The sequence below is a fragment of the Streptomyces sp. AP-93 genome (genome assembly GCF_022808175.1).
Classification (GTDB): domain Bacteria; phylum Actinomycetota; class Actinomycetes; order Streptomycetales; family Streptomycetaceae; genus Streptomyces.
Genome location: NZ_JALGBX010000007.1, coordinates 119,741 through 135,951, shown reverse-complemented (window position 1 = coordinate 135,951; position 16,211 = coordinate 119,741). Strand labels below are relative to the sequence as shown.

General features: G+C 72.8%; 20 protein-coding genes. 6 read left to right on the top strand and 14 right to left on the bottom strand.

The genetic code is table 11. The features are described 5' to 3' along the window. Positions 1-3 precede the first annotated feature (3 nt). Positions 4-702, top strand: a complete 699-nt coding sequence (locus MTF69_RS14025; protein ID WP_374323004.1) for a L,D-transpeptidase — start codon at positions 4-6, stop codon at positions 700-702. A gap of 25 nt (positions 703-727) precedes the next feature. On the opposite strand, the gene MTF69_RS14020 is transcribed toward MTF69_RS14025, so the two are convergent. The 5 genes from MTF69_RS14020 to argC are packed head-to-tail and all read right to left on the bottom strand — an operon-like array spanning position 728 to position 5,621. Further along, positions 728-1,291: an arginine repressor gene (locus tag MTF69_RS14020; RefSeq protein WP_243334131.1), complete on the bottom strand. Its 564-nt coding sequence runs from the start codon at positions 1,289-1,291 to the stop codon at positions 728-730. Between the two features lie 22 nt (positions 1,292-1,313). Then, on the bottom strand, positions 1,314-2,513 hold the full coding sequence (locus MTF69_RS14015) for an acetylornithine transaminase (RefSeq protein WP_243334130.1): 1,200 nt from the start codon (positions 2,511-2,513) through the stop codon (positions 1,314-1,316). Next, positions 2,510-3,433 (bottom strand): acetylglutamate kinase, encoded by a 924-nt coding sequence (argB, locus tag MTF69_RS14010; protein ID WP_243334128.1) that lies wholly within the window; start codon positions 3,431-3,433, stop codon positions 2,510-2,512. Before argB ends, MTF69_RS14015 begins: the two co-directional genes overlap by 4 nt. Next, complete coding sequence (gene argJ, locus MTF69_RS14005) at positions 3,430-4,596, bottom strand: bifunctional glutamate N-acetyltransferase/amino-acid acetyltransferase ArgJ (RefSeq protein ID WP_243334127.1); 1,167 nt, start codon at positions 4,594-4,596, stop codon at positions 3,430-3,432. The genes argB and argJ overlap by 4 nt, the downstream gene beginning before the upstream one ends. After that, positions 4,593-5,621 carry an N-acetyl-gamma-glutamyl-phosphate reductase gene (gene argC, locus MTF69_RS14000; RefSeq protein ID WP_243334125.1) on the bottom strand — a complete coding sequence of 343 codons (1,029 nt, stop codon included), beginning with the start codon at positions 5,619-5,621 and terminating at the stop codon, positions 4,593-4,595. The genes argJ and argC overlap by 4 nt, the downstream gene beginning before the upstream one ends. Positions 5,622-5,779: 158 nt before the next feature. Here argC and MTF69_RS13995 point away from each other — a divergent pair, with 158 nt between their 5' ends. Beyond that, a complete protein-coding gene (locus MTF69_RS13995; protein ID WP_243334123.1) occupies positions 5,780-6,472 on the top strand; it encodes a DUF6215 domain-containing protein in 693 nt (230 codons plus the stop codon). A gap of 6 nt (positions 6,473-6,478) precedes the next feature. Here MTF69_RS13995 and MTF69_RS13990 read toward each other — a convergent pair whose 3' ends face one another. Genes MTF69_RS13990 through MTF69_RS13980 form a run of 3 tightly spaced genes read right to left on the bottom strand, consistent with a single transcriptional unit; the run spans position 6,479 to position 7,842 of the window. Beyond that, entirely contained in the window at positions 6,479-6,931 is a 453-nt protein-coding gene (locus MTF69_RS13990) for a VOC family protein (RefSeq protein WP_243334121.1), read from the bottom strand. A 10-nt stretch (positions 6,932-6,941) separates the two neighbouring features. Continuing rightward, entirely contained in the window at positions 6,942-7,373 is a 432-nt protein-coding gene (locus tag MTF69_RS13985) for a helix-turn-helix domain-containing protein (protein ID WP_243334119.1), read from the bottom strand. A gap of 43 nt (positions 7,374-7,416) precedes the next feature. After that, a complete protein-coding gene (locus MTF69_RS13980; RefSeq protein ID WP_243334117.1) occupies positions 7,417-7,842 on the bottom strand; it encodes a DUF5997 family protein in 426 nt (141 codons plus the stop codon). A 37-nt stretch (positions 7,843-7,879) separates the two neighbouring features. On the opposite strand from MTF69_RS13980, the gene MTF69_RS13975 reads away from it, so the two are divergent. Further along, positions 7,880-8,662 carry a LysR family substrate-binding domain-containing protein gene (locus MTF69_RS13975; RefSeq protein ID WP_243334116.1) on the top strand — a complete coding sequence of 261 codons (783 nt, stop codon included), beginning with the start codon at positions 7,880-7,882 and terminating at the stop codon, positions 8,660-8,662. Between the two features lie 51 nt (positions 8,663-8,713). Here MTF69_RS13975 and MTF69_RS13970 read toward each other — a convergent pair whose 3' ends face one another. From MTF69_RS13970 to MTF69_RS13955, 4 genes are all read right to left on the bottom strand, one after another. Next, positions 8,714-9,016: a hypothetical protein gene (locus tag MTF69_RS13970; protein WP_243334114.1), complete on the bottom strand. Its 303-nt coding sequence runs from the start codon at positions 9,014-9,016 to the stop codon at positions 8,714-8,716. An 87-nt stretch (positions 9,017-9,103) separates the two neighbouring features. Beyond that, a complete protein-coding gene (locus MTF69_RS13965; RefSeq protein ID WP_243334112.1) occupies positions 9,104-9,898 on the bottom strand; it encodes an N-acetyltransferase in 795 nt (264 codons plus the stop codon). Between the two features lie 49 nt (positions 9,899-9,947). Then, the gene (locus tag MTF69_RS13960; protein WP_243334110.1) at positions 9,948-10,523 is read right to left on the bottom strand and encodes a histidine phosphatase family protein; all 576 of its coding nucleotides are present in this window, start codon (positions 10,521-10,523) and stop codon (positions 9,948-9,950) included. A 31-nt stretch (positions 10,524-10,554) separates the two neighbouring features. Then, a complete protein-coding gene (locus MTF69_RS13955) occupies positions 10,555-11,988 on the bottom strand; it encodes a PLP-dependent aminotransferase family protein (RefSeq protein ID WP_243334108.1) in 1,434 nt (477 codons plus the stop codon). Between MTF69_RS13955 and MTF69_RS13950 the strand changes: the two genes are divergently transcribed. Further along, on the top strand, positions 11,987-12,937 hold the full coding sequence (locus tag MTF69_RS13950) for a DMT family transporter (protein WP_243334107.1): 951 nt from the start codon (positions 11,987-11,989) through the stop codon (positions 12,935-12,937). The two genes, MTF69_RS13955 and MTF69_RS13950, sit on opposite strands and share 2 nt — an antisense overlap. 40 nt (positions 12,938-12,977) lie before the next feature. Further along, positions 12,978-13,175, top strand: coding sequence for a DUF1918 domain-containing protein (locus tag MTF69_RS13945; protein WP_243334104.1), 198 nt, complete (start codon positions 12,978-12,980; stop codon positions 13,173-13,175). A gap of 72 nt (positions 13,176-13,247) precedes the next feature. On the opposite strand, the gene MTF69_RS13940 is transcribed toward MTF69_RS13945, so the two are convergent. Continuing rightward, positions 13,248-14,510 carry a glycoside hydrolase family 10 protein gene (locus tag MTF69_RS13940; RefSeq protein ID WP_243334102.1) on the bottom strand — a complete coding sequence of 421 codons (1,263 nt, stop codon included), beginning with the start codon at positions 14,508-14,510 and terminating at the stop codon, positions 13,248-13,250. Positions 14,511-14,661: 151 nt separating this feature from the next. On the opposite strand from MTF69_RS13940, the gene MTF69_RS13935 reads away from it, so the two are divergent. Further along, positions 14,662-15,558, top strand: coding sequence for a 3-hydroxybutyryl-CoA dehydrogenase (locus MTF69_RS13935; RefSeq protein WP_243334100.1), 897 nt, complete (start codon positions 14,662-14,664; stop codon positions 15,556-15,558). A 24-nt stretch (positions 15,559-15,582) separates the two neighbouring features. Here the strand turns inward: MTF69_RS13935 and MTF69_RS13930 are convergent, their stop codons facing one another. Next, complete coding sequence (locus MTF69_RS13930) at positions 15,583-16,113, bottom strand: NUDIX hydrolase (protein ID WP_243334099.1); 531 nt, start codon at positions 16,111-16,113, stop codon at positions 15,583-15,585. Positions 16,114-16,211: the final 98 nt, after the last annotated feature.

The window sequence follows — 16,211 nt, the reverse complement described above, 5'->3', positions numbered from 1 at the left end:
CATGTGCTGCGTACCACGCTCCTCGCCGCCTCACTGATCGTCACCAGCCTGCTGGTACAGGGCCCCCACGGTGACCCGCCGCTCCCCGCGCTGCTCGCCGACACCGGCGGAGGCAGTCAGCTGATCACCGCCGTCGCTCCGGCTCCCGGCTCGACGACCGGGCGCCTGACCTGGTGGGGCAGATGGGCGGGGCGCTGGCACGCGGCGGGGAGCGCTCCGGCCCGGTTCGGCGCGAACGGGCTGGCCGACGGCGCGACCCGGATCCAGGGCACGGACACCACCCCGGCCGGCCTGTACGCGCTCCCCTACGCCTTCGGCATCGCGCACGCCCCGGCCGGTACGGCGTACCGCTACCGGCGGGTGACCCCCGACTCCTGGTGGTGCCAGGACAATGCCTCGGAGAGCTACAACCGCTGGGTGGAGCCGCTGCCCGCGGACTGCGCGCCGGGCGAGGCGGAGCACCTGACCACGTACGAGAAGCAGTACGCCCACGCCCTGGTCATCGCCTTCAACTACGAGCATCCGGTACGGGGCCGGGGCGCGGGCATCTTCCTGCACGTGAACGGCAAGGGCGCGACGGCCGGCTGCGTCTCGGTCCCCGAGGAGGCGATGCGCGCGTTGCTGCGCTGGGCGAACCCGCGCAGGAGCCCGCACATCGCGATCGGCACGGAGTCGGGCGACCTGGCCGTCACCCGGTACTGACCGGGCGCCGGCGGCGACCCGGGGGTCAGCCCTCCTTCTGGGCCAGCCTCAGCAGGTGGTCGGCGAGGGCCTGGCCGCCCGCCGGGTCGCGGCTGATCAGCATCAGGGTGTCGTCGCCCGCGATGGTGCCGAGGATGGCCTGGAGTTCGGCCTGGTCGATCGCGGAGGCGAGGAACTGGGCCGCACCCGGCGGGGTGCGCAGGACCACGAGGTTCGCGGAGGCCTCCGCCGAGATCAGCAGTTCGCCGGAGAGGCGCCGCATGCGCTCCTCCTTCGCCGACTCGCCGAGCGGCGCCTGCGGGGTGCGGAAGCCGCCCTCGCTGGGGACCGCGTAGATCAGCTCGCCGCCGGTGTTGCGGATCTTCACCGCGCCGAGCTCGTCGAGGTCGCGGCTGAGCGTCGCCTGGGTGACGCTCAGCCCGTCGTCGGCGAGCAGCTTGGCCAGCTGGCTCTGCGAGCGGACCGGCTGCCGGTTGAGGATGTCCACGATCCGGCGGTGGCGGGCGGTGCGGGTCTGCGGGACGGACTGGCCACCCCCGGACTCCGTCTGAGGGGACCCCCAGGGCTCGTGTTCCTGCGCCTGACTCATCGTCGTCCCATTCCCCGATTGATCATCCGTCCACGTCCGCGGCGGACTTCGCTGCGTCCAGCACGCCGGGCAGGGCCTGCAGGAACGCGTCCACCTCGGCCTCGGAGAGCACGTACGGAGGCATGAGCCGTACGACGTCGGGGGCGGGCGCGTTGACCAGGAAGCCGGCGTCCTGAGCCGCGCGCTGCACCTGCGGTGCGAGCGGCTCGGTCAGCACGATACCCAGCAGAAGGCCCGCGCCGCGGACGTGCGAGACGAGCGGGTGTGCGAATCCTTCGATTCCGCCCCGCAAGCGCTCGCCGCGCTCCTTGACCTGGTCGAGGAGTCCGTCGGCGGCGATGGTGTCGATCACCGCGAGGCCGGCGGCGCACGCGACCGGGTTGCCGCCGAAGGTGGTGCCGTGCTGGCCGGGCTGGAGCAGGTCGGCCACGGGTCCGAAGGCGGCGACGGCGCCGATCGGCAGACCCCCGCCGAGACCCTTCGCGAGTGTGACGACATCGGGCTCCACGCCCTCGTGGGCCTGGTGCTCGAACCACTGGCCGCAGCGCCCGATGCCGGTCTGCACCTCGTCGAGGACGAGCAGGGTGCCGGTCGCCCGGGTGATCTCGCGGGCCGCCGTCAGGTATCCGGCCGGAGGAACGACCACGCCGTTCTCGCCCTGGATCGGCTCGATGATCACGAACGCGGTCTCTTCGGTGACAGCGGCCCGCAGGGCCTCCACATCGCCGTACGGAACGTGGGTGACGTCTCCCGGCAGCGGCAGGAACGGGCCCTGCTTCTTGGGCTGGCCCGTGAGCGCCAGGGCGCCCATGGTGCGGCCGTGGAACCCGCCGTCGGTGGCGACCATATGGGTCCGCCCGGTCAGCCGGCCGATCTTGAAGGCGGCCTCGACGGCCTCGGCGCCGGAGTTGCAGAAGAAAACCTTGCCGGGGCGTCCGAAGAGCTGGAGCAGCCGCTCGCCGAGCGCGAGGACCGGCTCGGAGGCGTAGAGGTTGGAGACGTGGCCCAGGGTGGAGACCTGCTCGGTCACCGCGGCGACGATGGCCGGGTGCGCGTGGCCGAGGGCGTTGACCGCGATACCGCCGACGAAGTCGGTGTACTGCTTGCCGTCCGCGTCCCAGACCTGGGCGCCTTCGCCGCGTACGAGGGCCAGCGCGGGGGTGCCGTAATTATTGGTCAGCGCGCCCTGCCAGCGGGCGGCGAACTCCTGGTTGCCGGTCATGCGGGGTCCCCTCCCTGTGTATTGAGTCCTTGGTCGTCGAGCACGACCATCGTGCCGATTCCCTCGTCGGTGAAGATCTCCAGCAGGATCGAGTGCTGGACCCGCCCGTCGATCACGCGGGCGGTGGTCACCCCGTTGCGGACGGCGTGCAGGCAGCCCTCCATCTTCGGGACCATGCCGCTGGACAGCTCGGGCAGCAGCTTCTCGAGCTGGCTGACGGTGAGCCTGCTGATGACCTCGTCGCTGTTGGGCCAGTCCGCGTAGAGCCCCTCCACGTCGGTGAGGACCATCAGCGTCTCGGCGCCGAGCGCGGCGGCGAGCGCCGCGGCGGCCGTGTCGGCGTTCACGTTGTACACGTGGTGGTCGTCGGCGCTGCGCGCGATGGAGGAGATGACCGGGATCCGGCCGTCCGCCAGCAGCGCTTCGATCGCGCCGGTGTCGATGGCGGTGATCTCGCCGACCCGCCCGATGTCGACGCTCTCGCCGTCGATCTCGGGGGTGTGCTTGACGGCGGTGATCGTGTGGGCGTCCTCGCCGGTCATGCCGACGGCCAGCGGCCCGTGCTGGTTGAGCAGCCCGACCAGCTCGCGCTGGACCTGCCCGGCCAGGACCATCCGTACGACGTCCATGGCCTCGGGCGTGGTGACGCGCAGGCCCGCCTTGAACTCGCTGACCAGGCCCTGCTTGTCGAGCTGGGCGTTGATCTGCGGGCCGCCGCCGTGCACGACGACCGGCTTCAGGCCGGCCTGGCGCAGGAAGACGACGTCCTGGGCGAAGGCGGCCTTCAGGTCCTCGTCGATCATGGCGTTGCCGCCGAACTTGATCACGACGACCTTGCCGTTGTGCCGCGTCAGCCAGGGCAGGGCCTCGATGAGGATCTCGGCCTTGGGCAGGGCGGTGTGCTTGCGTGCAATGCTCATGAGGAGTACGCGCTGTTCTCGTGGACGTACTCGGCGGTCAGGTCGTTGGCCCAGATGACCGCGGACTCGGAACCGGTGGACAGGTCGGCGGTGATGCGGACCTCGCGGCCCTTCATGCTCACCAGGTCGCGGCTCTCGCCGACCGAGCCGTTCTTGCAGACCCAGACGTCGTTGATGGCGACGTTCAGCCGGTCCGGGTCGAAGGCGGCCTTCGTGGTGCCGATCGCGGACAGGACGCGGCCCCAGTTCGGGTCCTCGCCGTGGATGGCGCACTTGAGCAGGTTGTTCCGGGCGATGGACCGGCCGACCTCGACCGCGTCCTCCTCGGTGGCCGCGCCGATGACCTCGATGCGGATGTCCTTGCTGGCGCCCTCGGCGTCTCCGATGAGCTGGCGGGCCAGGTCGTCGCAGACCGTGCGTACGGCTTCCGCGAACGCCTCGTACGCCGGCACCTGGCCGGACGCGCCCGAGGCGAGCAGCAGCACCGTGTCGTTGGTGGACATGCACCCGTCGGAGTCGACCCGGTCGAAGGTGGTGCGGGTCGCGGCGCGCAGCGCCTTGTCGAGGGTGGCGCTGTCCACGTCGGCGTCGGTGGTGAGGACGACGAGCATGGTGGCCAGGCCCGGGGCGAGCATGCCCGCGCCCTTGGCCATGCCGCCGACCGTCCAGCCGGCCTGGGAGACGGTGGCCGTCTTGTGGACGGTGTCGGTGGTCTTGATGGCGATCGCGGCGGCCTCGCCGCCGTCGGCGGAGAGCGCGGCGACCGCGGTATCGATGCCGGGGAGCAGCTTGTCCATCGGGAGCAGGACGCCGATCAGGCCGGTGGACGCGACGGCGACCTCGCCGGCGTTGACCTCGCCGCCGTGCCCGTTCAGGGCCTCGGCGACCTTCTCGGCCGTGGCGTGGGTGTCCTGGAAGCCCTTGGGGCCGGTGCACGCGTTGGCGCCGCCGGAGTTGAGGACGACCGCGCTGACGGTGGCGCCGCGCAGGACCTGCTCGGACCAGTGGACGGGTGCGGCCTTGACCCGGTTGGAGGTGAAGACGCCCGCCACGGCCAGGCGCGGCCCGTTGTTGACCACGAGGGCCAGGTCGGGATTGCCGTTCGCCTTGATCCCGGCGGCGATGCCCGCCGCCGTGAACCCCTGTGCTGCCGTGACGCTCACGGTGCGACTCCGATCGTGGAAAGACCCAGCGCCTCGGGGAGGCCGAGGGCGATGTTCATGCTCTGGACCGCGCCGCCGGCGGTGCCCTTGGTGAGGTTGTCGATGGCGCTGATCGCGATGATCCGCTGCGCGGCCTCGTCGTACGCGACCTGGATCTGAACGGCGTTGGAACCGTAGACGGACGCCGTCGCGGGCCACTGGCCCTCGGGCAGCAGGTGCACGAAGGGCTCGTCCGCGTACGCCTTCTCGTACGCGGCGCGGACCGCGTCGGCCGTGGTGCCCGGCAGCGCCTTGGCGGTGCAGGTGGCCAGGATGCCGCGGGGCATCGGCGCCAGCGTGGGCGTGAAGGAGACGGAGACCCGCTGCCCGGCGACGGGGCTGAGGTTTTGCACCATCTCGGGCGTGTGGCGGTGGCCGCCGCCGACCCCGTACGGGCTCATGGAGCCCATGACCTCGGAGCCGAGCAGGTTCGGCTTGAGGGCCTTGCCGGCGCCGGAGGTGCCGGAGGCGGCGACGATCACGGCTTCGGGCTCGGCGAGCTGAGCGGCGTAGGCCGGGAACAGCGCGAGCGAGACGGCGGTCGGGTAGCAGCCGGGGACGGCGATGCGCTTGGTGCCTGCCAGGGCGGCTCGGGCGCCGGGCAGCTCGGGGAGGCCGTAGGGCCAGGTCCCGGCGTGCGGGGCGCCGTAGAACTTGTCCCAGTCGGCGGAGTCCCGCAGCCGATGGTCGGCGCCCATGTCGACGACGAGGACCTCCTCGCCGAGCTGGGCGGCCACGGCGGCGGACTGCCCGTGCGGAAGGGCCAGGAAGACGACATCATGACCGGAGAGCACCTCGGGCGTGGTCGGCTCCAGGATGCGTCCGGCCAGCGGCACCAAATGCGGCTGGAGCGCCCCGAGCGGCTGCCCGGCGTTGGAGTTCGCGGTCAGCGCGCCGATCTCGACCTCGGGGTGGGCCAGCAGCAGGCGCAGCACTTCCCCGCCCGCGTATCCGCTCGCACCGGCCACCGCTACACGTACCACCATCGGACCCTCCTCCTCGATGGCATGACTATACGTACGACCGCACGTTTATGCAAAGCAGTCCCCGGCCTCACTCCCCCAGTGTTACTCCCTTGTCCGCCAGATGATCACCGGGTTAGTGTCCCCGGGCACATACCGGGGGATCACAGCAGGTGGGGGACATGACCGAACAGGTCGGCACGATCACGGCGCGCGCGGCGATGGGCCAGGGCATCCTGGCCGTGGCCTTGATCGGGGCCATGGGGGCCGGCCTCTGGGGGGCCGGGCAGTCGGTGAATTCGAGCGGTGAGCGCAAGCCCGTCACCTGCTCGAACGGGGAGCCCGAGAAGGGCGAGTCGGCGCAGATCTCCGGGGCCCAGCTGTGCGCGGCGCTGCACCGTCCCGATCTCGCCGATCTGCTGGGCACTCCGGGGGAGGCCGTGAAGAACGCCAACGGGGGCGGCAGCACTTCCAAGCCCTTCGGCAGCGACAAAGAGATCCACACCCCCACGGCCACGATCGAGTTCGAGACCTACACCGTGCACCTGAGGGTCTCCGACGGGCCGCTGACGGTCGCCACGCTGGCCAGGCTCCTGGGGGACGGCACGCCGCCGCAGACGGTTCTGGGCCGCCCGGCCACCTTCTACTCGGACCGCACCCTCAGCATCAGCTTCCGCCTGGACGGCAGCGATGCCAGCAGCGGCTCCGGCGTCCCGACCCGCACCCTGGTGGTGGCCCGGGACACGAAGGACGGCGGCGGCGCCTACGAGCTGCACCTGTGGCGCTCCGACGGCGCGGTGCCCGACGACGCGGTGGTGCTGCGCGTGGCCGAGCAGGTGCTGCCGACGGTCCCCGGGTGGGCCGCCGCCGGCTGAGCGCGGTCAGCCGTTTCGCGGGGTGCGTGGGGTACCTGCGGTACCTGGGGTACGGGGCTGGTTGAAGCGGAGCATGTTGCCGGCCGGATCTCGGAAGGCGCAGTCGCGGACCCCGTACGGCTGGTCGACGGGCTCCTGGAGCACCTCGGCGCCCGCGGCCCGGATCCGCTCGAAGGTGGCGTCCACGTCGTCCGTCGAGAAGATCACCCCGCGGAGCATTCCCTTGGCCAGCAGTTCCGCCACCGCCTGCCGGTCGGCCGGCGAGGCGCCGGGATCGGCGAGCGGCGGTTCGAGGACGATCTCCACGTCGGGCTGCTCGGGCGAGCCGACGGTCACCCAGCGCATCCCCTCGAACGCGACGTCGTTGCGGACTTCCATGCCGAGGGCGTCGCGGTAGAAGGCGAGGGCCTTGTCGTGGTCGTCGACGGCGATGAAGCACTGCGAGAGCTTGAGGGCCATGTCTCGAACGCTACGACGCGGTCGTGGATCCCGCTCTCCCGGAGCCGGCGGAGTTCCGGACGGGCCGGGTGAAGACCTTGGCGACACACGCCGGGATGGCGGCGCCGGCCTCGTGCCGCCGGGCCCGGTAGGCGCTGGGGGTCTCACCGACCAGCTCCGTGAAGCGCGAGCTGAACGACCCCAGCGAGGTGCATCCGACCGCGAAGCAGACCTCGGTCACGCTCAGGTCGCCCCGGCGCAGCAGCGCCTTGGCCCGCTCGACGCGGCGGGTCATCAGATAGCTGTACGGGGTCTCGCCGAAGGCCGCCCGGAAGCTGCGGGAGAAGTGTCCGGGCGACATGAGGGCGACGCCCGCCAGGGCCGGTACGTCCAGCGGCTCGGCGTAGTCCCGGTCCATCACGTCCCGGGCGCGACGCAGCCGCACCAGGTCCTCGATCGTCATGTGCGTCGGCCTCCCGGCTGCCGCCCGGCTGCCTGCCTGCGGGCTACTTCTCGGTCTTCGCGGTCTTCGCGGCCTTCTCCGCCTGCATCTGCTTGATGCGGACGGTCTCCTTGCGGACGTCGGCCTGGGTGGCGCGCTCCTTCGCGAGCCACTCCGGCATCTCCTGCTTGAGGGCCTCGATCTGCTCCGTGGTGAGCGCCTCGGTGACACCGCCGCGCGCCAGACCGGCGATGGAGACGCCGAGCTTCGCCGCGACCACCGGACGGGGGTGCGGGCCGTTGTTCCGGAGGTCCTGCAGCCACTGGGGCGGCTCGGCCTGGAGGGCGGTCAGCTCGGTGCGCGAGACGACACCCTCCTGGAACTCTGCGGGGGTGGCCTCGAGGTACACACCCAGCTTCTTCGCCGCAGTAGCGGGCTTCATGGTCTGGGTGGTCTGGTGCGACGTCATGGGGTCAAGGGTATCGAGCATGTGCGCCACCTCCGACCACGGCCGGTAATCTGGCCGGGTGACAGACTCCCGGACACCCCCGTCGTTCCAGCTCGCATACGTCCCCGGGGTGACTCCCACGAAGTGGGTCCGGATCTGGAAGGAGCGGCTGCCCGACGTTCCGCTGACCCTCGTCCAGGTCGCTCCGGCCGAAGCCCCCGCCCTGCTGCGCGGCGGCGGCGCCGACGCCGGGTTCGTCCGGCTGCCGATCGACCGTACGGGCCTCAGCGCGATCCCGCTCTACACCGAGACCACGGTCGTCGTGATCCCCAAGGACCACCTCATGGCCGCCGTCGAGGAGCTCTCCCTCGCGGAGCTGGCCGACGACATCGTGCTCCACCCGCTGGACGACACCCTCGAGTGGGAGCAACTGCCGGGCAAGGCCGCGCTCCAGCGCCCGGAGACCACGGCCGACGCGATCGAGCTGGTGGCGGCGGGCATCGGGCTCCTGGTCGTGCCCCAGTCGCTCGCGCGGCTGCACCACCGCAAGGACCTCACGTACCGGACCCTGCTGGACGCCCCCGAGTCGCGTGTGGCGCTGTCGTGGCCCGAGGCGGACGTCACTCCCGACCTGATCGAGGAGTTCATCGGGATCGTGCGCGGGCGGACCGTCAACAGCTCGCGCGGGCGCGGCCGTACGCAGCCCGAGCCCGAGCAGAAGAAAGCGAAGCCGGCGGCCCGGAAGCCGGCCCCCCGGTCGGGCGGCAAGCCGGCCGCCAAGAACCCGCGCTCCGGCGCCCCCAAGGGCGGCAAGGCCACGGCGAAGTCCACCGGCAAGCGCGGTAAGCCCCGCGGTCGCTAGGCCGTCCCTTTCGGCTCCCGCCCGGCCCGTCGGGGTGACCGGCTGCTCGGTTCAGCCGTCGAGCAGCTTGACGGCGGCGGCCAGTGAGCCGACGGCGGGCAGCACTGCGACGACCACGGCGGCGAACGTGGAGACCGTGGCCGGGGCCGGATTCGCGTACGCGCGGGGGTCTGCGAAGTTCGCGCACAGCAGGAGCAGCGACGAGGGCAGGAAGACCCAGCCCCCCTCCAGCACGCCGAAGAGCGACCACCCGAGCAGCACGACCGCTACGGCCGTGCACGAGGTCATGAACCGGGCCCGGTTCGCGCGCAGGAGGGGCGGCGCCGCGAGCAGGAGGACCGGGGCGATCAGCACGAGCGGCGACAGCCCGGCCCGGCTGACGATCCCGCTGGACGAACTCCTGCGCGGCTACCGGGCCACCTACGCGGGCATCGGAGGGATCTACCTCCCCTCCTCCGCCACCGCCCCCAGCGCGTGCCGGACCCAGACGTTGGGCTCCACGTAGACCGCGAAGCCCTGCTCCGGTTCGCAGTGGACCGGGGACAGGGCGCCCGGAACGCGGACCGGGCCGGACGCGTCGAAGGGGAGGCCGGTCCACTCGCGCCACTGCGCGAGGGAGCCGGTGATCGTCATCGACAGCGGGGCCACCGAGTCGATGACGCCACCCGCGCGCACGTGGACCCGTAGCCACGGATCGTGCGGGAGGCCGTCCTCGCGGGTGCGGTACGCGTACTCGTGGATGGAGGTGTCCGGCTCGGCCGGCTTTCCGCTGGGCCGGACCGGCGCCACCACCTCGGCGAAACCGCGCGCCCGGGCGTTCTCCCGCATCGCGGCGAGCATCCGGCCGGACAGGCCCTGGCCCTGCCGGTCGGTGGCGACGCTGATCTCGATCGCGCTCACGGTGTCGGCCTCGACCCCGCGCCGCTGGTCGGAGAAGGCCCACATCAGGATCCGGTCCCAGCCCTGTGCGGGCAGCGTCCCGTCGCGGCCCGGCGCGTGCTGCGCGAAGGGCACGCCGAAGCCCCGGGCGACCACCACGTCGCCGTCCGTGGCGATCAGGACGTACTCCGGGAACTCGGCCACCATCCGCGGATACAGCAGCCAGGCCAGCGCGTCGTGCTGGGCGAACTCGGGCCACGAGTCCTTCATGTCCCAGAGCCGGGCCGCCAGTTCGGGCCGCTCCGCGAGCGTGGTGATCCGGATGCCCGCGGCGCACGTGTCGGTGATGTCGTCCATGCCCGCAGGCTAGGCACGCCCCACCTGCGCCTCAACCGATTTAGCCGGTTCAGACGGGCGCCTGGAGGGAGAGGTGCCAGCTCCGCGGCCGTCCGGCGAGGGTGAGCGTGGACAGGGGGCGGACGTCCACGTTCCAGTACGTCAGCGGCGGGGCGTTCAGGGCGTACACGAGGGCCGCCCGGACCACCGACGGCTCCGCCACCGCCACGATCGCTCCGCCGTCGTCGGCCGGCCGGGTGTCGAGCCAGCCGCCGATCCGGGCGATGAAGGCGAGGAGGGACTCCCCGCCGTGCGGCGCTGCGTGCGGATCGGTGAGCCAGAGGTCCACGGCCGCGGGGTCCCGGGCCGCCACCTCGGCCAGGGTGAGTCCGCGCCAGTAGCCCATGTCGCACTCCCGCAGCGCGGGCTGTGCCATCGGGGCGTAGCCGAGGGCGGTCCCGGTGGCCCGGCTGCGCGAGGTCGGCGAACAGTAGCGGAGCTCGGCCGAGCCCAGCGGCACGAGCCCGCGCGCGGCGGATTCCACCGCGCGCCAGCCGTCCACGTCGAGAGGGCGGTCGTCGTCGAAGCGCTCGGCGAGCAGCGAGGTACCACGGGCTGCTGCGACTAGCGAAACCCGAACATGCATGCGGCGATGGTGAGCCGTGTGCCGCACGGGGTCAAGCGTCGAGACGAAGCCCGGACCGCAGCCGCCGGACGGCCTCGGTCAGCTCGCCCGCGCCGGACACCCCGGCGAAGCTCAGCCGGACGAACGGACCGGGCGGTTCCGCGCAGAAGTACGGCCGTCCCGGCGCGACCGCGACCCCGGCCCGCAGGGCGGCCGCCACGAAGGCCGCGTCGTCGCCGCCCCCGCCGGGCCGCGCCCACAACTGGTAGCCGCCGCGCGGCGGATGGGGCACCTCCAGCTCCGGCAGCTCCCGCCGCAGCGCCCCCGTGAGCACGTCCCGGCGGTGGCGCAGCTCGGCGGCGACGGCCTTGAGGTGGCGCGGCCAGGCGGGCGCGCCGACCAGTTCCAGGGCGGCTTCCTGGAGCGGCCGGGGCACGAAGAAGCTGTCCACGACCTGGATGGCGCGCAGCCGGTCGAAGACCGGGCCCCGGGCCGCCAGGGCGCCCACCCGCAGGCTGGGCGAGGTGACCTTGGTCAGCGACCGCACGTGGACGACCACCCCGTCCGGGTCCTCGGCGGCGAGCGGCGCGGGCAGCGGGCCCGAGTCCTCGTGGGCCAGGGACCGCGCGTAGTCGTCCTCCAGCACGAACGCCCCGGCGGCGCGCGCGATCCGCAGCACCTCTCCCCGCCGCTCGCCGGACAGGACGGCCCCGGTCGGGTTCTGGAACAGCGGCTGGCATACGAACACCCGCGCCCCGGTCGCTTCGAAGGCGGCGGCCAGCAGCTCCGGCCGGACCCCGTCCGCGTCCACCGGGACGGGCACCGGCCGGCAGCCGGCGGCCCGCGCGATGGCCAGCAGTCCCGGATAGGTCGGGGATTCGACGAGGATCGGCGCCCCGGGCGGTGCGAGCGCCCGCAGTGCGGTGGCGAGCGCGCTCTGGCCGCCCGCGGTCACCAGGACGTCCCCGGCCGCGACCGCGCCACCGATCTCGCGGGCGAACCAGTCCCGCAGTTCCGCCAGGCCCTCCACGGGCGGCCGCCCCCACACTCCGGGCCGCCGGCCGGCCCGGGCGAGGGCCGCCGCCATGGCCCGCTCGGGCTGGAGCACCGAGTGCAGGTAGCCGCTGTGCAGTTCGATGACCCCGGCGGGCGGGGCGGCCAGGGTGACCAGCACCCCGGAGGCGTCCACGGAGCGCGGCACCACCTCGCCGGAGTCCTCGGCGCTCAGGGCGACGGCCTGCCAGGAGGTGTCGCCGGGCGCGGGGGCCTGCGTACGGGGCTGCGCGCGGTAGACGCCGGCGCCGGGGCGGGTGACCACCAGGCCTTCGGCGGCGAGCTGGGCGAGGGCCCGGGAGACGGTGACGGGGCTGACCCGGTACTGCTCGACCAGGGCCCGGCTCGACGGGAGCTTTCCACCCACCGAGTAGCGGTCGAGCTCGACTCGAAGGGATTCCGCCAGTTCCGCCACACTGCTACGCTCGTACATGACAGCACAGAATAGCGCTACTCTCCCGAACGCGATAGCAGTTCGAGGTACCGCGGCACGTCGGCCCCGGCCCGCCCTCGGGGGCACCACTCTCGCGGCGGCCGGAGTCGTCACCTTCTCTCTGACCTTCCCCGGCACCGCGTGGGGCCTGGAGAGCTTCGGCCCGTGGTCGCTCTTCGGCCTGCGCTGTCTGCTCGCGGGCCTGACGGCCGGAGCCTTCCTGCTGGCCCTGCGCGTCCCGGTGCCCGCCCGCGCCCACTGGGCGGGGCTGGCGGTCGTCGCGGGCGGTGTGGTCGTCGGCTTCCCCCTGCTGACCACCCTCGCCCTGCAGACCTCCACCACCTCGCACGCCGCCGTGGTGGTCGGCCTGCTGCCGCTCACCACCGCGGTCGTCTCCTCGCTGCGCACCGGAGCCCGGCCCTCCCGGCGGTTCTGGGCCGCGGCCGTCGCCGGCGCGGTCGTCGTCCTCGGCTTCACCGTGGCCCAGAGCGGCGGCGCCCTCTCGGCCGGCGACGCCTTCCTCTTCGCCGCGCTGCTGGTGTGCGCCGCCGGGTACACCGAGGGCGGGCGCCTGGCCCGGCTGCTGCCCGGCTGGCAGGTGATCGCCTGGGCGCTGGTGCTGTGCCTGCCCATCGGCGTGGCCGGCTCCGCGCTCGGGCTCGCGTACGAACCGGCCGATCCGACCGGCCGCGGGGTGGCCGGGCTCGTCTGGGTGGCGGTCGGCTCCTCGTTCCTCGGCCTCTTCGTCTGGTACCGGGGCATGGCCGAGATCGGCGCGGCCCGCGCCAGCCAGCTCCAGCTCGCGCAGCCGCTGCTGACCCTGCTGTGGTCGGTGCTGCTGCTCGGCGAACGCCTGTCCCCGGCCGCGCCCGTCGCCGCCTGCGCGGTGCTCGTCTGCATCGCGGTGACTCAGCGGCCCGATGGGCCAAAAAGGGGCCGGACGACCTAAACTGCTAGCACCGGATCGGACCGCCACCGAGGAGGTCAGCATGCGCGCGACCGAGGGCGACCAGCTGGTTCAGCACGGCAGGATCGTGGGCCAGCACGACAAGGTCGGTGAGATCACCCAGGTCCTGGGAGAGAACGGAACCCCTCCCTACCGGGTCCGCTTCACGGACGGACACGAGGCCATCATGTCCCCCGGCCCCGACTGCGTCGTGAAGCACCCGGCCGAGCACGACCGCTGAGGAGCGGCGGCCGGAGCGCCGGGGAGGACCGCCGCAGCGCACCGGACGAGCGCACCGGATCAGCGCACCGGATCAGCGCGGCGGCACCGCCACCGGCGTCGGGTAGTGATCGGCGACCACCTGGGCCAACGCCCCGTTGGGGTCCGCGACCACCTGCTTCGCGGAGAAGTAGACGTGGCCGCGGACCTCGGGGTATCCGGCGGCGAACCGCAGGTGCCGGGACAGCTCACGCGGGTCGCGCCAGGCGGCCGTGGAGCTCTGCGCGTCGCAGCGGTACAGCGCCTCCCCCACGTAGAGCTGGACGCGGGTGCCGGCGACCGTGCGCGCCCACCAGGGGACGATGGCGGCGTAGTCGGCGGCCGGATGCCCGAGCTGCCAGTACGCCTGCGGCACGATGTAGTCGATCCAGCCCTCGCGCACCCACTTGCGGGTGTCCGCGTACAGGTCGTCGTACGTGGCGACGCCCGCCCGCGTCGGCGAACCGAGCGGATCACGGTCGGAGTTGCGCCAGACGGCGAAGGGGCTGATGCCGAAGCGCGCCCGGGGGCGCAGCGCCCGCAGCCGCTCGGACATCTCGCGGACCAGGGTGTCGGTGTTGTGGCGGCGCCAGTCGGCGCGGGTCGCGAAGTCCCGTCCGTACTGCTCGTAGGCGGCGTCGTCGTCGAAATCGCGGCCCTCGACGGGGTACGGGTAGAAGTAGTCGTCCCAGTGGACCCCGTCGAGGGGGTAGCGGGCGACGGCGTCGAGCATGGCGTCCTGCACGAAGCGGCGGACTTCCGGAAGTCCGGGGTTGTAGTACAGCTTGCCGCCGTAGGGCACGGTCCAGCCCCGGTTGCGGCGGGCCGGGTGCCCGGGTGCCAGCAGGCTCCGGTCGGTGTGGTTGGCCACCCGGTACGGGTTGAACCAGGCGTGCAGTTCCAGCCCCCGGGCGTGCGCTTCGGCGACCGCCGTGCCGAGCGGGTCCCAGCCGGGGTCGACCCCCTGCTCCCCGGTCAGCCACTGCGACCAGGGCTCGCGCGCCGAGGGCCACATCGCGTCGGCGGTGGGCCGGACCTGGAGGATCACCGCGTTGAGGCGGCGGGCGACGGCGGTGTCGAGGAGCGCCAGCAGTTCGGCGCGCTGCTCCCGCGCGGAGAGCCCGCTGCGCGACGGCCAGTCCACGTTCTGCACGGAGGCGACCCACATCCCGCGGAACTCGGCCTCGCCCGCCCCGCGCACCCGCTCCCCCTCTCCCGCCCGTGACGGCCTGCCCGCTCTCGCCGGGGCCGCCGTCGCCACCGCCGCCAGCACCCCGGCCGCGCCTGCCAGCATGCTCCGCCTTCCGATGGACGCCATGTGACGACTCCGTTCCGCTCCGTGACATTGCCTCGTGTCCGCCCAGCATGCCCGCCCCGGCCCGCCACGCCGGGCAAGGACGGGGGTAACGTCGGGGGGCGTGGCGGGCGCCGGAACGCAGTTACCACTGCACGAGTACGGGGGACCCGCGATGGAGAGCAGCGAAAGGCACGATGTGACGGACCTCCCAGACGACATCGCACGCGTCGGCGTAGTGGGCTGTGGCCAGATGGGCGCGGGCATCGCGGAGGTGTTCGCCCGGAGCGGGCTCGAGGTGATGGTCGCCGAAACCACCGGCGAGGCCCTCGAGCTCGGGCGGACCCGGCTGCACACCTCTCTGACCAGGGCCGCCGAACGCGGCAAGATCAGCGAGGAGGAGCGGGACGCGACCCTGGCCCGCCTCTCGTTCACCACCGATCTCGGCGAGTTCGCCGACCGCGACCTCGTCATCGAGGCGGTCGTCGAGAACGAGCAGGTCAAGACGGAGATCTTCCAGGTCCTCGACCAGGTGGTCACCCGCCCGGACGCGATCCTCGCCTCCAACACCTCCTCGATCCCGCTGGTCAAGCTGGCCGTCGCGACCTCGCGGCCCGACCAGGTCATCGGCATCCACTTCTTCAACCCGGCCCCGGTGCAGCAGCTCGTCGAGCTGATCCCGGCGCTGACGACGAGCGACGAGACCATCAAGCGCGCCGAGGCGCTGGTCGGCCAGGCGCTGGGCAAGCACGCGATCCGCGCCCAGGACCGTTCCGGCTTCGTCGTCAACGCGCTCCTGATCCCGTACCTGCTGTCCGCGATCCGGATGTTCGAGTCGGGCATCGCGAGCCGCGAGGACATCGACAACGGCATGGAGCTGGGCTGCGCCCACCCGATGGGCCCGCTGAAGCTCGCGGACCTCATCGGTCTGGACACGGTGGCCTCGGTGGCCGACTCGATGTACGCGGAGTTCAAGGAGCCCCTGTACGCGGCTCCCCCGCTGCTCCAGCGCATGGTCGACGCCGGCCGCCTCGGCCGCAAGACCGGCTCGGGCTTCTACCCGTACGGCTGACCCGTACGGGCGGCCGCCCGCGGCTCAGCCGAGCCGCAGGTGGTGCAGCAGCAACAGCCCGGCCGCCATGTTGGCGGCCGGGATCTCGCCTCGCGCGATCATGTCGGGAACCAGCTTGAGCGGTACCCACTCGCGGCGCGAGGACTCGAATTCGTCCTCGGGGTGGCCCGTGTAGGTGGCGCCGTCCGCCCAGTAGAGGTGGTGGCGGGCGTCGGTCAGCCCGTTGGACGGCTCGACGGTCATCAGGTGGTGCAGGGGGCCGGGCCGCCAGCCCGACTCCTCCTCCATCTCGCGGGCGGCCGCGCGCTCCACGGACTCCCCGTCCTCGACGACCCCGGCGGGCAGTTCCCAGCCCCAGCTGTCGGTGATGAAGCGGTGGCGCCACAGCAGCAGCACCTCGCCCGCCTCGTTGACGGCCGTGGCGACGGCGACCGGGCGCAGCCGGATGACGAAGTGGTCCAGGTGCCGGCCGTCGGGGAGCTCCACGTCGGCGAGATTCACGTCGAACCAGCGGTTCGTGTACACGGTTTGCTCACTCAGGTTCGTCCACTGCACGGTTCTGCCACCTTCCGATCGAGTAGGTGGCAACATGGCAGCAGTTCACCCCCGCCCAGGGGAACGCGCAGAGGGCGGCGCAGAGAACGCCGCGGGGA